This window comes from Parasphingopyxis sp. (genome assembly GCF_052168295.1).
Taxonomy (GTDB): Bacteria; Pseudomonadota; Alphaproteobacteria; order Sphingomonadales; family Sphingomonadaceae; genus Parasphingopyxis.
Genome location: NZ_JBQLZN010000048.1, coordinates 36,865 through 50,711, shown reverse-complemented (window position 1 = coordinate 50,711; position 13,847 = coordinate 36,865). Strand labels below are relative to the sequence as shown.

Genomic DNA, 13,847 nt, shown 5'->3' with positions numbered 1-13,847 from the left:
GTCAGGCGCTGCCCCGCGATCGTTGCGCGGTCTTGTCGGTGAAGCGTGAAAGTGCCCAATGGAGCGCTGCCCAGAAGATCGCGGTCAGTCCGCCATAGCTGGCGCCGATCAGCGCGAGATCGAGCGCCTTGGGATGGGAGACGCCGGCGATCGCCAGTGTCAGCCCCAGCAACAATCCACCCGCGACAATGCCGCACAGAATCAGCGCCGCATATCTTGTCGGAACGCTCGTCATTTTCCGCATGAGCAGCGCGTGGATTGGCCAGAGTATCAGAAACGCGCCGATGAGCGTGAAGGGCAAGGCATCTGCTGCGGTCTGGCCCGGCTCGGGCGGGAAAACCAGATTGCCCGCCACCAATCCGCCGATCGCCGCGCCGGCCGAGACAATCAGCCCCATGGCGCGCGGTCCCGCCACTAATTCCCGTGCTTCCGCGTCAGTTCCCGCATCGCATCGTCGAGGCCGTCGAGCGTCAGCGGATACATTCGGTCGTTCATCAGTTCGCGGATTACCTTGGTGCTCTGTGAATAGCCCCATTGCGCTTCGGGTACCGGGTTGAGCCAGGCGGCGGCCGGATAGGTGTTGGTCAGCCGGTGCATCCAGACCGCGCCGGCTTCCTCGTTGAAATGCTCGACCGAACCGCCGGGATGGGTGATCTCATAGGGGCTCATAGAGGCGTCACCGACGAAGACGAGCTTGTAGTCATGGCCGTATTTGTGAAGCACGTCCCAGGTGGGCGTGCGCTCGGAAAACCGCCGCCGGTTATCCTTCCACAGCCCTTCGTACGGGCAATTGTGGAAGTAGAAGAATTCGAGATTCTTGAACTCGCTGGTCGCCGCGCTGAACAGCTCTTCGCAAAGCTTGATATGCGGATCCATCGAGCCGCCGACATCGAGGAAGAGCAGCACCTTGATCGCGTTCCTGCGTTCGGCGCGCATATGGATGTCGAGCCAGCCCTTGCGCGCCGTGCCGTCGATCGTGCTCTTAATATCGAGCTCGTCCTGCGCCCCGTCGCGTGCAAATTTGCGCAGGCGCCGCAGCGCGACCTTGATGTTGCGGGTGCCGAGCTCTTTCGTCGAATCGAGATTCTGGAACTCGCGCTTTTCCCAGACTTTTACCGCCTTGCCATGTTTGGCCTTGCCGCCGATCCGAACGCCCTCGGGATTGTAGCCGCTATTCCCGTAGGGCGAGGTGCCGCCCGTGCCGATCCACTTGTTGCCGCCTTCATGGCGTTTCTGCTGTTCCTCGAGCCGCTCTTTGAGCGTCTCCATAATCTCTTCCCAGGAACCGAGCTTTTCGATCTCGGCCATTTCCTCTTCGGAGAGATATTTTTCGGCAACGGCTTTGAGCCAGTCTTCGGGCAGTTCGACCGCATCCTCGCCATAGGTCGTCTCAATGCCCTTGAAGACTTTCGCGAACACCTGGTCGAACCGGTCGAGCAGACCCTCGTCCTTCACGAAGGTCGCGCGGGCCAAGAAATAGAAATCCTCGGGCCGCCGCTCGATCACATCCTTGTCGAGAGCGTCGAGCAGCGTGAGATGCTCTTTCAAGCTGGCCGGGATGCCGGCGGTACGCAGTTCGTCGACAAAGGAGAAAAACATGGGCAATCCTATCGTACGTCGTCTGGTCAGCGCCAATCAGGTTGACACTGGTTGACACAGGACCGGGGTATCGGGGCAACGTCTTTTCCGGACACTGCCATCGACTTTCCGTTAACGGCAACTATGACAGATCGAAACCGTGTAGGAAAGCGGCGGCGCACGAACAGGAGAGCGAGATGAACGATTTTGGCGGAAAACATGTGCTGGTGACGGGCGGGAGCCAGGGCATCGGCTATGAGACGGCCAAAGCATTTTCCGACGCAGGCGCCACGGTCACGATCACCGGTACGCGCGCGTCGGCATCCGATTATGAAGACGATCTTTCCGCCTTCCACTATATCCAGTGCGATGTCAGCGACGATGCCCAGCGCGCCGCGCTATGCGACGGGATCGAGCAACTCGATGTGCTTGTGAACAATGCCGGGATGGGCGGCGGAGCGACGGAGTTCGAGATGGATACCTTCCGCCGCGTGCTCGAGGTCAATCTGATGTCCATCCACGATATCACGACCCGCCTGTTTCCGCTGCTCGAGAAGAGCGGCGGGAATATCGTGAATATCGGCTCCTGCGCGTCCTTCCTCAGCATCCCCAACGCCCCGGCCTACACGACGAGCAAGGCGGCGGTACTCGGCATCACGCGTGCCCAGGCCGATCACGGCGCGAAACGCGGCGTACGCGCCAATATGGTCGCGCCCGGCTTCATCGAGACGCGGATGACGTCAGGGCTGGACGAAAACGCGGAGTTCAAGGCGAAACTCATCCGCACCATCCCGATGCGCCGGATGGGCACGCCCGACGAAATGGCGCCGATCGTCCTGTTCCTAGCGTCGGACGGTGCGAGCTACATAACCGGCCAGTCGCTAATCGCTGACGGCGGGCTGGTACTGCACTAGCGCGCGTCAGTCTTCCGTCCGTTCGACGATCCAGCGCGATATCAGCTGCAATATTTCGGGCGCAATTGCATGCTCAAGCGTCGCATATTCGCCGGGAAGACCCGTTTCGGAGACCTGTAGCAGGTGATTGCCGTTTTCGAGCGTTTCTATGGTTACGTCCGAGGCCGGGGCAGCATCCAGGATTCCCTGGATCCGAGCGAGATGACTGGTCGGCGGCGCAACCGGATCGCGCGTGCCGCCGATAGCGAGGACGGGGACGTCGAGCTGGCCATAGACCTCCGCCGGGTCGAACGAGAGATTGGACTGGTACCACGCGCCAAGCAGCATATCCGCCAAGGCGTCGTTTTCGCGCGGCACGAATCCGTAGGGCGGGATCAGCGCGCGGCCCGGTCCTTCGAGAAAAGCCAGCAGGCGTTCTCGCCGGTCGGCTGCATCGTGCGAGACGATCCCGACATATTGGTCGAACAATGCTCGGAAGCCATTAGCGGTTGTTTCATCGATATTTTGCAGGCGGATAGTGGCTTCAAGTTGGCTATGGAGAGCGGCAATGCCGTCCAGTCCCGGGGCGGACAGAAGAACCACAAAGGCGCTGTCAGGCCGCAGTCGGCTCGCCATCGCTCCGACAGCGCCGCCCTGGCTCATACCGATATAGCCGATCCGGTTACATTCTATTTCAGGATATCCGCAGAGCAGGTCATGTGCAGCGGCTGCATCGCCAGCAAGAGTTTCCCAAGATGCTGCAAAATAATCGCCGCCCGATTCCCCGGCGCCGCGGTCGTCCATGCGGATAGAGGCGATCCCGTGCTGCGCCAGATACTGGGCGAGATTGCGATACCCTCTATGCGGTCCGACGCTTTGATCGCGATCATTGGGTCCGGCGACAGACAGTAAAATCGCGGCTGGAAAAGGGCCTTGGCCGCCAGGAATAGTGAGCGTTGCGGCAAGCGTTGCACCTTCCGCATGTATCTCGACATTTTGGACGATAGCGCTGCTGGATGTTTCGGCCGATATCGCGCTTGCCGCAACCTGGCTGCACATCGAGAGCGACAGCGCTGCAGCGAAAGCTATTCTAAGCATTGTCATGGATGAAGACTTCCTGGATTTCCCGCTCAAGCGCATCGGCGATGCGAAAGGCGAGGCTGATACTGGGGTCATGTCGGCCATTCTCGATCGTGTTGATCGCCTGACGCGAAACGCCACACATTTCGGCCAACGCAGCCTGGGAGAGCTTTTTCTCCGCGCGCAGGACGCGGATGCGGTTGTCTAGCGGGCGCGCCATTGGAATACTCCGAAACTGATTAGCCAGACCGCAATGGCGACCGCCCAGAGCGAAGCGTCGCCGATAATCGGTTGGGCTGCCGGCAGATCACTGACGTAGGATATGGTCGCCGTGATGGCGAAACTGATGCCGCAGGCGTTGAGGGCAAAGCGGCGTTGCACTTCATCTAGCCGGTTCAGATCGAGCCAGATTGCCGCAACGGCCATAAGCAAGCCCAGCAGTGCGAGGCCGACGGCTACGAATTCTTGGACGGGCAGCGACACTGTCCCGTCCAGCATGAGTAGGGCAAGAGCATGCAGCCCGTAGCCGATCAGGAAAAGCAGCGCAGTCCCTCCACTGACGTTGAACATCGAATCACTCCCTGAAGTTCAGGGCGTGATGTCGTGTTTTCACGTCAATATGTCAAGTATAGTAGCAATATGTAATAATTACCGGACAATTATGCTGGCTTTATCACGGCCGAAAAACCTAATTCCCCTCGCGCCGGCTCATAAACGCCAGCCGTTCGAACAGCATCACGTCCTGCTCATTCTTCAGCAATGCGCCGTGGAGGGGCGGGATCAGTTTTTTCGGGTCGCGTGACGTCAGGACTTCGAGCGGCATATCCTCATGGAGGAGCAGCTTCAGCCAGTCGAGCAGCTCGCTCGTGCTCGGTTTCTTCTTGAGGCCCGGCACATCGCGGACTTCGTAGAAGATATCCATCGCCTTGCTGACGAGCATCTTCTGGATGTCCGGGAAATGGACGTCGATGATCTCCTGCATCGTCTCGCGATCGGGAAACTTGATGTAATGGAAGAAGCAGCGGCGCAGGAAGGCGTCGGGCAGTTCCTTCTCGTTGTTCGAGGTGATGACGACGATCGGCCGTTCCTTGGCGACGATCTCCTCTTTCGTCTCGTAGACGTAGAATTGCATCCGATCGAGTTCCTGGAGCAGGTCGTTCGGAAACTCGATATCGGCCTTGTCGATTTCGTCGATCAGGAGCACGGGCAGTTCGGGCGACGTGAAGGCCTCCCAGAGCTTGCCCTTTTTGATGTAATTGGAAATGTCGTGGACGCGCTCGTCGCCGAGCTGGCCGTCGCGCAGGCGCGCAACGGCATCATATTCGTACAGGCCCTGCTGCGCCTTGGTCGTAGATTTGATGTTCCATTCGATCAGCGGCGCGTCGATCGCTTTGGCGATTTCATGCGCGAGGACCGTCTTGCCCGTGCCGGGTTCGCCTTTGACAAGCAATGGGCGACGCAGGGTGACGGCCGCGTTCACGGCCACCTTCAAATCGTCGGTGGCGACATAGTCCTTGGTTCCGTCAAAACGCACGCGCGATCCTTCCAATTGCAATGAAAGAGGCCCGAAAGCGGGCCTTTCCGTTAACGTCAATCAGCTAGGGATAGGCGGAAGGGTGGCCGGTTGCAACCGTTTGCGCCCGTTTTCGATTGTGCGGCGGGCCGATGCGGCCGTTACCAGATGTCGCGCGCCGCTTCGCGCGCTTCGAGCAGGTTCCACAGCCCGCGATGCTGGGCGAGCATCTGCTGTGCGCCGAACGTCATCGCGCGGTTGATGGTCGCGTCGGTTGCAACCCGCTCTGCGAGCGCCAGCGTTTCGGACTGTTCGGGCAGGGCGGAAAGCGGCGTTTCGACCTCCAGTTTTGCCGCGGCGGTTGCCAGAATCTCGCGGATCGCCTGCCAGTCCAATACGAGCGCCATTGCCGCGCCGAGTGCGCAACCGGCGCGTTCGGACCGCGCCAGCGTCTCGATCGCGTGGCGCTGGCTCAGCGCCGCGGCCTCGCTCTTGTCGTGGCCGGGCGTGCTCGGCAGCGGTCCGGCGGCCACCGCAAGCTGCGAGAGATAGAGACGTTCGCGTGTGAAACCCTGCTCGGCTTGATCGAGCCAGGCGCGGGCGTCGGGTAGGGCGGTCTTCATCGATGCGAGTTCGACGACGCCGGGATGCTGCCCATGCAGGATCCCGAGATAATGAACGGCATCGGCGAGGTTCCGTGCGGCCTCCGGTCCATCGTTCAATTCAGCGCTCGTCACATAGTCGTGCGCGGCCGAGCCATCCGTGTCGATCATGGACGGCAGGGATTGCCCAGCGCTGGATTGATCAGCCGGTGCGACCGCGCCAATTTTCATAATCGATCTCCATCAAATGCGGGCATTGCCGCCGTCATTCATCCCGAGCGGGCCCTTTCATAATCGGCGTGCGTAAAGACCGGGTTTATATCGCGTTAGGCTGGAGTTGACGGAGGTTAAGGCCGCATTCTCGCAGTGTTTCGGGCCGGACCTATTGCTTGACAAAGTTACAGGCATCGCCGAGCGCTGCAAAAGCGATGGCCCTCGAAGATTCCGAAGTTCCGCCGCCACGGGATGGCGGATCCGATGGCATTTCGCGCGCATTGCTCGAGCGGGTGGACCGGCTCGAAAGCGAGCTTGCAGAGGCGCGCCGTGAAATTCGCCGACACGAGAAGGGCCGGGTGAAGGCGACGGCCGGTGAAATCGAGGCCGCCCGTCAAGGCGTTATGAACCAGTTGGCCTATCGTTTCGGCAAGGAACTGCAAAAGGCGCTGCGAAATCCACTGCGGTTTGTCCTGTTGCCAGTATCGCTGGTGCGGCAATGGCGGGATTTCCGCAAAAGCAAAACCAGTATGAGCCTCGCGGAACAGGACGGAAGCCAGCGGCCGGAACCTGAACCGGCGCCCGTCTCGGAAATGATTACGCATGACGTCGCCCGCGATATGTCGGTTGATGCGCTGTCTGGTCTCGAGGCGAAGAAACTGCGCAGCCTCTTGCGTGATTTTACGCGGTTCGGCGAAGTCGACGTTCAGGTTCGGCTCGCCGAGGCGCTGCAATTGCGGGAAAACAGCGTCCATACCGGCATTGCGTTGCGCCTGAAACGCGGCCAGCTTGCCGAACTCGATACCGACTGGCTGCCTCTGCTGCCGGACAGGCCACTTGGCGACACCGACCCGAAGTGCATCCTGCACCTGTTCAAGACGATCTATCCGCTCGAATCGACAGGCGGGGCGGTCCGAAACCGGTCGATCGTGCAGCACCAGCGAGAGATGGGGTTGCGGCCCGTCGTCGCGGTATCGCCGGCGCGCCTTCCGGATGAAATCGCGGCGGCTAACGATGGCCGGGATGGTCGGTTCCGCGTCGTTCGAGACGGCGTTCCCATTCATTTCTGCCATCTTTCTACACTCGAGCGGAAGCGCATTCCGCATGACGTGATGGTTACATTCGAGGCGCATCTGCTCGATGGCATCTGCGCGCGCGAGAGAGTTTCGCTGATCCACGCCGCATCGGGTTTTCGCGGCTATGAGAATGCGCTGAAGGGGCTTGCCCTCGCGCGCAGTCATGATTTGCCCTTCATATACGAAGTCAGATCCTTCCATGAGCATACCTGGACCGCCCATTTCGACGGAATCGAGGACACCGAGATGACGCAGCGGCGCATGGCGCAGGAAAATCGCTGCATGGCGGCTGCCGACGCCGTCGTCACGATTTCCGACGCCATGGTCGAACAGCTTGTACAACGTGGGATTGAGCGCGAGCGGATATTCATCGTGCCGAATTCCGTGGATCAGCGGTTCCTGGAAGAGGTCGACCCGAACGCGGTCGAGCAATTCCGCCGGGACTATCAACTCGGCACAAAAACCGTCATCGGCTATGTTTCGAATATTTCGCGGCGGGAGGGTCATCCGGTTTTGTGCGAGGCCATGGCGCGGCTCGTAGCGGATCGATCTGACTTGCATCTGCTGATAGTCGGCGATGGCGGGTATCGGGAAGACATTGAGAAACTGGTGCAGCAACTCGATATCGCCGGCGCCGTGACGTTTACCGGTCAAATCGATCATGAGCGCATCGCTGCCGCTTATGCCGCGATCGATCTTTTTGTCGTTCCCCGCTTCCCCGATTATGCGGCGGACCATGTGACACCGATGAAACCAATCGAGGCGATGGCCATGCGCCGTCCGATCATAATGTCCGACCGTCCGGTTGCGCGCGAACTGCTTGGCGACGAAGAACGTGGACTATACTTCAAAACCGGAAATGCGGACGACCTCGCCGACGTCATTCGTGGGGCCATGGCCGATCCGGACGGTTGCGCGCAGCGGGTCGCGAACGCTCGGCAATGGGTTGAGGATAAGAGGCGCTGGGAGCGCAATATCAAGCTTTACGATGCAGTCTACGCCTCCGCTCGCGCGCGACATGCAGGACGTGAAAAACGCAGATGAGTGCTGTGCCCGCCTTGTTCAATCTGCCGTCTACGCGCGAAGAATCGCTCGCGCGCAAATACAGTGAAATCGCGGCGGACCCGGCACATCACGGCAATCCGCGACTGGTGGTTTGCTGGCCGGCTGCACGGATGAACAAGTTCCAGTCGCTACTCTATCGTTGCGCGCCGGACAGTGGTTTTGCTGTCGAGCGCATTTCCAAACTGGCTGAGCTCGACGAGGTCTTCTGGCCGGGCGATGTGGTATTCAATGCGCATTGGTTCGGTCCGTTGCGTAACAGCGTGCAAAGCGCGGAGGAACTGCAGAACAATATCGATACGGCTTTCGCGCTCTTCGACCGTTTCCGGGCGCGGACCGGCGCAAAATTCGTATGGAGCGCGCACAATCTCAAACCGCACCGTTCGGCCTATCATGATGTCGAAATCGAGCTGCGCAAGCGCATACTGACGGAGTTCGATGCCGTGCACCTGTTAGACGGTGATCATGCGAGCGAGCTTCAAGACACCTATGACGTGAAGATCGGTCGCCATTTCAAAGTTGTTCATCCCCATTATGTCGGCGCCTATGCCGATCATGTTGAGCGCGCCGAAGCCCGCGAATGGATCGGTTTCGATCCCGGCGCGCGAATATTGCTCTTTTTCGGATCGATCCAGCGGTACAAGGGTATCAGCCGGCTTATCGCCGCTTTCCGCGCGGCGCGCGAACGGGCATGCGACGACCTGCGGTTGGTGATTGCGGGCTTTCCGTCGGACAAAGACTATGTCGCCGATATATCGGCCGTTGCCGCGCGTGATCCGGCAATCCGCTATTTTCCGAGCAAGGTGCCGGATGACGATATCCAGATTTATTTTCGCGCGGCAGACGCGACTGTACTGCCTTACTCGGGCGAGCAGCTGAACTCAGGGGCGGCGATGCTGGCGCTGTCCTTCGACTGCCCGGTAATCGCGCCGAACGAACCGGCTTTTCAGCGTCTCCGTCATTACGGAATCACGGTATACGACAACAGCGATCCGAACGCCCTTGAGAACGCGCTTCTCGATTTCGACCATCGGGCGATCACGACGGACTTCGTGGCATTCCGGCGCGAGCATGACTCGCATCGGATATCCCGCGTCTTCTTCGATAATCTTGGTATGCTGTTCGACTAGCTCGCGGCGACGCCCTACTGGTCCAAGAAGCTCCGCATCTTGCGGCTGCGGCTCGGATGCTTGAGCTTGCGGAGCGCCTTCGCTTCGATTTGGCGGATGCGTTCGCGGGTCACGCTGAACTGCTGGCCGACTTCTTCGAGCGTGTGATCGGTGTTCATGCCGATGCCGAAGCGCATCCGGAGCACGCGTTCCTCGCGCGGCGTGAGTGAGGCGAGCACACGCGTCACCGTCTCCTTGAGGTTCGACTGGATCGCTGCGTCGACCGGGATGATCGCATTCTTGTCCTCGATGAAATCGCCGAGATGCGAATCCTCCTCGTCGCCGATCGGGGTCTCCAGCGAAATCGGCTCCTTGGCGATCTTCATCACCTTACGCACCTTTTCGAGCGGCATGGAGAGGCGTTCGGCCATCTCCTCGGGTGTCGCCTCGCGGCCCTGCTCGTGGAGGAACTGGCGGCTCGTGCGCACAAGCTTGTTGATCGTCTCAATCATATGGACAGGGATGCGGATCGTGCGCGCCTGATCGGCAATGCTCCGCGTGATCGCCTGGCGGATCCACCACGTCGCATAGGTCGAAAACTTGTATCCGCGGCGATATTCGAACTTATCGACCGCCTTCATCAGGCCGATATTGCCCTCCTGGATAAGGTCGAGGAATTGCAGGCCACGGTTCGTGTATTTCTTGGCGATCGAGATCACGAGGCGCAGGTTCGCCTCTACCATTTCCTTCTTGGCGATCCGCGCTTCGCGCTCGGCCTTCTGGACCATGTTGACGATCCGGCGGAACTCGGAGAGCGACGTTCCGGTCGCCTGGCTGATTTCGGCGATCTCGGTGCGGATGCGATCGACGGCCTCGCCTTCCTTGTCCGCGAATTTCTTCCACTTCGCGTCGATCTTAGCGACCTTTTTGAGCCAGCCATCTTCGAGCTCGCGCCCCATATAATGTTCGAGGAAGGATTTGCGCGGCACCTTGTGGCGCTCGGCCAGCCGCAGCATCTGACCGCCAAGCGCGGTCAGCCGGCGATTATAGCTGTAGAGCTGATCGACGAGATATTCGATCTTGGTCGCGTGGAACTGGACGCTTTCGACTTCGGCGGTCAGCTCTTCGCGCAGATTCTGGTAGCGCGTCTCTTGCGCTTTCGGGAAATCCTTGGATGAACCCAGCGCCTCGAGACGCCGCTCCTGAATCTTCGAGAATGTCCGGTACAGCTTGGTGATCTTGGCAAAGCGTTCGAGCGCGTCCGGCTTCAGCGCCTCTTCCATCTGCGCGAGCGAGAGCTGATTGTCGTCGTCTTCCTCTTCCTCGCGCCGGCGCTTCGCGGTGGCGGCATCGGTATCGTCGTCGCCATCCTCGTCGTCGCCGTCATCTTCGTCTTCGTCATAATCGTCGTCGTCTTCCTTGATGGAAACGCCGGCGGTTTTTTCGGAGATTTCGCCGCTATCGTCGTCATTCTCGACGTCTTCGAGCGACGGGCCCTTGGTGAGCATCGCCTCGAGATCGAGAATCTCGCGCAGCTGCATTTCTTCGTTGTTCAGCGCGTCCGACCATTCGATGATCGCGTTGAAGGTGATCGGGCTTTCGCACAGCCCCATGATCATCATGTCGCGGCCGGCTTCGATACGCTTGGCGATGGCGATCTCGCCCTCGCGGCTCAGCAGTTCGACGGCGCCCATTTCGCGCAGATACATGCGCACCGGGTCGTCCGTCCGGTCGCCGGTCGTCTTCTTGGCCGGCGTCTCGACGACTTTCTTGTCGGAGCCGTCGACGGCCTTCGGCGCGGACTTGGCTTCCGCGGCCTCTTCCTCGCCGGCATCTTCATTCTCAACGAGGTTGATGCCCATCTCCGAGAGCGCGGACATCGCGTCCTCGATCTGGTCGGAATCCATCTGATCCTGCGGCAGCGCCTCGTTCAGCTCGTCATAGGTGAGGTAGCCGCGCTTCTTTGCCTTGGTGATGAGCTTCTTGATCGAAGCCTGGTTGAGATCGATCACCGGTGCGTCGGTATCGTCTTTTGCCGCCGTTTTTGCTTTAGCCATGTAAAACCTTGTGCTTTCGCCGCTACGCTGCGGCTTCCCCTAATGATTCCAACTCGTCGTGCAAGCGTTGCTTTTCCGCCATCAACTGCTTGCGCCGTTCCGACTCCCTGTTCCAGACGCCCTCGAAATCCTCGGAATCCGCCGCCTGTTCCAGATTGGCGCGGACCGCTTCCAGATTCTGATCGAGTTCTTGGCTCCGGGCGATGGTTTCGATGGCAGCCTCGAGATCCCGTATCGCGACATCCGTTTCCGTCTTCCTGTAGAAGAAGGAAAAGCCCAGATCACGCCAGGAATGCCGCTTTTCCGCCGATTCCAACTCCGCATTCGCCAATATGGTTTCGATCATGTCTTCATCAAGGTCCGGGCGCTCGAAAGCCGCGCCAACGAGGAGATCGCGCCACCGCGCCAATAGCGGCTCGGCGATCACCAGCGCTTGGATCTGGTCGGCGCGCGATTTTACGACAGCGGGATAGCGGGACAGGCCGAGCAGGATGGCGCGGACATAGATATCGAGCCCTTGCAGGCGATTGCGCCCGGCAGTCGCCGCCATGGCGTCGCGGACGAAATCGACTTCCTTCTTTTTCCAGCCGAAGGTGTCCCAGAAGCGCTGGCGGAATTCGCGGCCGAATTCCTGCCGCATAGCCGGATCGCCAATCGCGTTTGCAAGCGCATCCATGCGGGTCTTGAGTTTAGCTCGCGCAGTAGGGCTTTTCGGATCGATTTGCCGGGCTTCATATCGCCATAGGAACGCATCGAGACCGAGGGGCCGGGCGAACTGTTCGCGCAACATATCGGTGCCACCCGACCGGATGATATCGTCGGGGTCCTGGCCCGCGGGCAGTTGGACGAAGGTTAGCGTCCGGTCCGGACGGATCGCCGGCATCGCGCGGTCGACGGCGCGCATCGCGGCCTTCTGGCCCGCCGCATCGCCGTCGAAACAGAAGATCGGCGCCTCGTCGATCCGCCAGAGCAGCGCAAGCTGGTGCTCGGTCACGGCCGTGCCGAGCGGCGCGACAGCCTCGCCGAAACCGGCCTGGTCGAGCGCGATCACGTCCATCTGGCCTTCGACGACAATGATCCGCTTGGCGTCGCGCGCGGCGGGCGAAGCCCGGTCGAAATTGTAGATAGTGCGGCCCTTGTCGAAGAGCGGCGTATCGGGCGAGTTCAGATATTTGGGCTTGCCGTCGCCGATGATGCGCCCGCTGAATGCGATGACCCGGCCGCGCGGATCGCGGATCGGGAACATCAGCCGGCTGCGAAACCGGTCGTAGGGCGATCGTCCATCGTCCGGCACGGCGATGAGCCCCGCCTCGATCAGCATGTCGCGCGGAAATTGTTTGAGAGCGTCTTCCAGCTTGCCGCGCGCGTCGGGCGCGAAGCCGAGACCGAAGGCGCGCCGCGTTTCCTGCGTGATGCCGCGCTGGTCGAGATAAGCCCCCGTTTCCGCGCCTGCGGGGCTATTGAGCTGCTCGACATACCAGTTGGCGGCCGCTTCCATGACGTCACGCAGCGACGCCGATTTCTCCTGCCGCTCGCGGGCCCGTGGATCGGGTGCGGGCATCTGCATGCCCGCATTTTCCGCAAGTTCCTTTACGGCGTCGATGAACGGCAGCCCGCGCGTTTCGGTCAGGAAGCTGATCGCATCGCCATGCGCGCCGCAGCCGAAGCAATGATAGAAGCCCTTCTCGTCGTTGACGGTGAAGGAGGGCGTCTTTTCCTTGTGAAAGGGGCAACACGCCTTCCACTCGCGGCCGGCTTTCTGGAGTTTGGTATGTCTGGAAATGACGCTTGAAAGCGTCGTACGCATGCGCAGTTCGTCGAGAAAGGCAGGCGAAAGGGACATACCCCTATTATAATCCTGCTACCCCGATTGCGCGCGAATTTCAATCACCCGGCTGGGGATGTTTCACATACCGCCGCGATCTCTCCGCCGACGGTTGGCATCGGTCCGGGGCCGGTCGCTTCCATCTCGTCGGCGACGAAGCGATATTCGCCGTCCGGGCCGCTCGGCGGCTGCGTCGTCTGCCAGAAAAAGGTAATCGTCTCCCCCGTGCTCCAGCCCGATTCTTCCGGGAAGCTCCAGATGATCCGGTTGTCGACGCAGCTGATCGAGGCGTTGAAGCCCTCGGCGAGCACTTCTTCGGCGTCGTACACGGCGTAACCGGCGACGCCAGTGAAACCGTGCGCCGGAAAGGCGAGGGCGAAGCTCGAAGCGCTCTCTACCGGACGCACTTCCTCAGGCATTTCGAAGGGCGGGTCGTTCGGTCCGTCAAAGCCCGGGCGGATTTCGTATATGTAAGTGTAAATCGTGCCCGGCTCGGCATCGTCGGGATTGCACGGATCGATGCCTTCGGGGCATTGCACGCGGCTCGCGATGTCGCCGATCGCCACGCCGTCGACGACGAGCGACGCTTCCACTTCCGGCCCAAGCGGCCCCTGTATCGTGCCGCCCAGCGTCAGCGACGCGAAGTCGGTCGGCGCGATGATGTTCATCGGCTCGCTCAAAGTGGTGTCTTCGGCGGGATCGGCCGGCTCTTCGACAGGTGCGCCCGAACAGGCGGCGATAACAAGGGCAAAGGGCAGAATCGGAAGGGCGCGACGCATAAATATCCTGGTTCGGATTGCTCGAGTGTGGGGAAGTCAACGCGGCATGTCGGCGCGCGG

Annotated in this window: 13 protein-coding genes; 3 read left to right on the top strand and 10 right to left on the bottom strand. The window is 60.5% G+C overall.

Features of this window, described 5'->3' with window-relative positions:
* Position 1: 1 nt before the first annotated feature.
* Positions 2-397 (bottom strand): hypothetical protein, encoded by a 396-nt coding sequence (locus tag ACTS1Z_RS08435; protein ID WP_442624008.1) that lies wholly within the window; start codon positions 395-397, stop codon positions 2-4.
* Between the two features lie 17 nt (positions 398-414).
* On the bottom strand, positions 415-1,599 hold the full coding sequence (locus ACTS1Z_RS08430) for a vWA domain-containing protein (RefSeq protein ID WP_442624007.1): 1,185 nt from the start codon (positions 1,597-1,599) through the stop codon (positions 415-417).
* A gap of 176 nt (positions 1,600-1,775) precedes the next feature.
* Between ACTS1Z_RS08430 and ACTS1Z_RS08425 the strand changes: the two genes are divergently transcribed.
* Entirely contained in the window at positions 1,776-2,492 is a 717-nt protein-coding gene (locus ACTS1Z_RS08425; RefSeq protein ID WP_442624006.1) for an SDR family NAD(P)-dependent oxidoreductase, read from the top strand.
* 6 nt (positions 2,493-2,498) lie between these two features.
* Here the strand turns inward: ACTS1Z_RS08425 and ACTS1Z_RS08420 are convergent, their stop codons facing one another.
* The 5 genes from ACTS1Z_RS08420 to ACTS1Z_RS08400 form a co-directional block, all read right to left on the bottom strand.
* Positions 2,499-3,530: an alpha/beta hydrolase family protein gene (locus ACTS1Z_RS08420; RefSeq protein ID WP_442624029.1), complete on the bottom strand. Its 1,032-nt coding sequence runs from the start codon at positions 3,528-3,530 to the stop codon at positions 2,499-2,501.
* Between the two features lie 31 nt (positions 3,531-3,561).
* On the bottom strand, positions 3,562-3,696 hold the full coding sequence (locus ACTS1Z_RS08415) for a helix-turn-helix transcriptional regulator (RefSeq protein ID WP_442624028.1): 135 nt from the start codon (positions 3,694-3,696) through the stop codon (positions 3,562-3,564).
* A gap of 59 nt (positions 3,697-3,755) precedes the next feature.
* Positions 3,756-4,121: a hypothetical protein gene (locus ACTS1Z_RS08410; protein ID WP_442624005.1), complete on the bottom strand. Its 366-nt coding sequence runs from the start codon at positions 4,119-4,121 to the stop codon at positions 3,756-3,758.
* 118 nt (positions 4,122-4,239) lie between these two features.
* Positions 4,240-5,085 carry an AAA family ATPase gene (locus tag ACTS1Z_RS08405; protein WP_442624004.1) on the bottom strand — a complete coding sequence of 282 codons (846 nt, stop codon included), beginning with the start codon at positions 5,083-5,085 and terminating at the stop codon, positions 4,240-4,242.
* Between the two features lie 140 nt (positions 5,086-5,225).
* Positions 5,226-5,897, bottom strand: coding sequence for a DUF6975 family protein (locus tag ACTS1Z_RS08400; RefSeq protein ID WP_442624003.1), 672 nt, complete (start codon positions 5,895-5,897; stop codon positions 5,226-5,228).
* Positions 5,898-6,172: 275 nt separating this feature from the next.
* Between ACTS1Z_RS08400 and ACTS1Z_RS08395 the strand changes: the two genes are divergently transcribed.
* On the top strand, positions 6,173-7,999 hold the full coding sequence (locus ACTS1Z_RS08395) for a glycosyltransferase family 4 protein (protein ID WP_442624002.1): 1,827 nt from the start codon (positions 6,173-6,175) through the stop codon (positions 7,997-7,999).
* Positions 7,996-9,147 carry a glycosyltransferase gene (locus ACTS1Z_RS08390; RefSeq protein WP_442624001.1) on the top strand — a complete coding sequence of 384 codons (1,152 nt, stop codon included), beginning with the start codon at positions 7,996-7,998 and terminating at the stop codon, positions 9,145-9,147. The genes ACTS1Z_RS08395 and ACTS1Z_RS08390 overlap by 4 nt, the downstream gene beginning before the upstream one ends.
* Before the next feature lie 14 nt (positions 9,148-9,161).
* Here ACTS1Z_RS08390 and rpoD read toward each other — a convergent pair whose 3' ends face one another.
* The 3 genes from rpoD to ACTS1Z_RS08375 are packed head-to-tail and all read right to left on the bottom strand — an operon-like array spanning position 9,162 to position 13,787.
* Positions 9,162-11,183 carry an RNA polymerase sigma factor RpoD gene (gene rpoD, locus ACTS1Z_RS08385; protein WP_442624000.1) on the bottom strand — a complete coding sequence of 674 codons (2,022 nt, stop codon included), beginning with the start codon at positions 11,181-11,183 and terminating at the stop codon, positions 9,162-9,164.
* Between the two features lie 22 nt (positions 11,184-11,205).
* The gene (gene dnaG, locus ACTS1Z_RS08380) at positions 11,206-13,026 is read right to left on the bottom strand and encodes a DNA primase (protein ID WP_442623999.1); all 1,821 of its coding nucleotides are present in this window, start codon (positions 13,024-13,026) and stop codon (positions 11,206-11,208) included.
* 44 nt (positions 13,027-13,070) lie between these two features.
* Positions 13,071-13,787 (bottom strand): hypothetical protein, encoded by a 717-nt coding sequence (locus ACTS1Z_RS08375; protein ID WP_442623998.1) that lies wholly within the window; start codon positions 13,785-13,787, stop codon positions 13,071-13,073.
* Between the last annotated feature and the right edge of the window lie 60 nt (positions 13,788-13,847).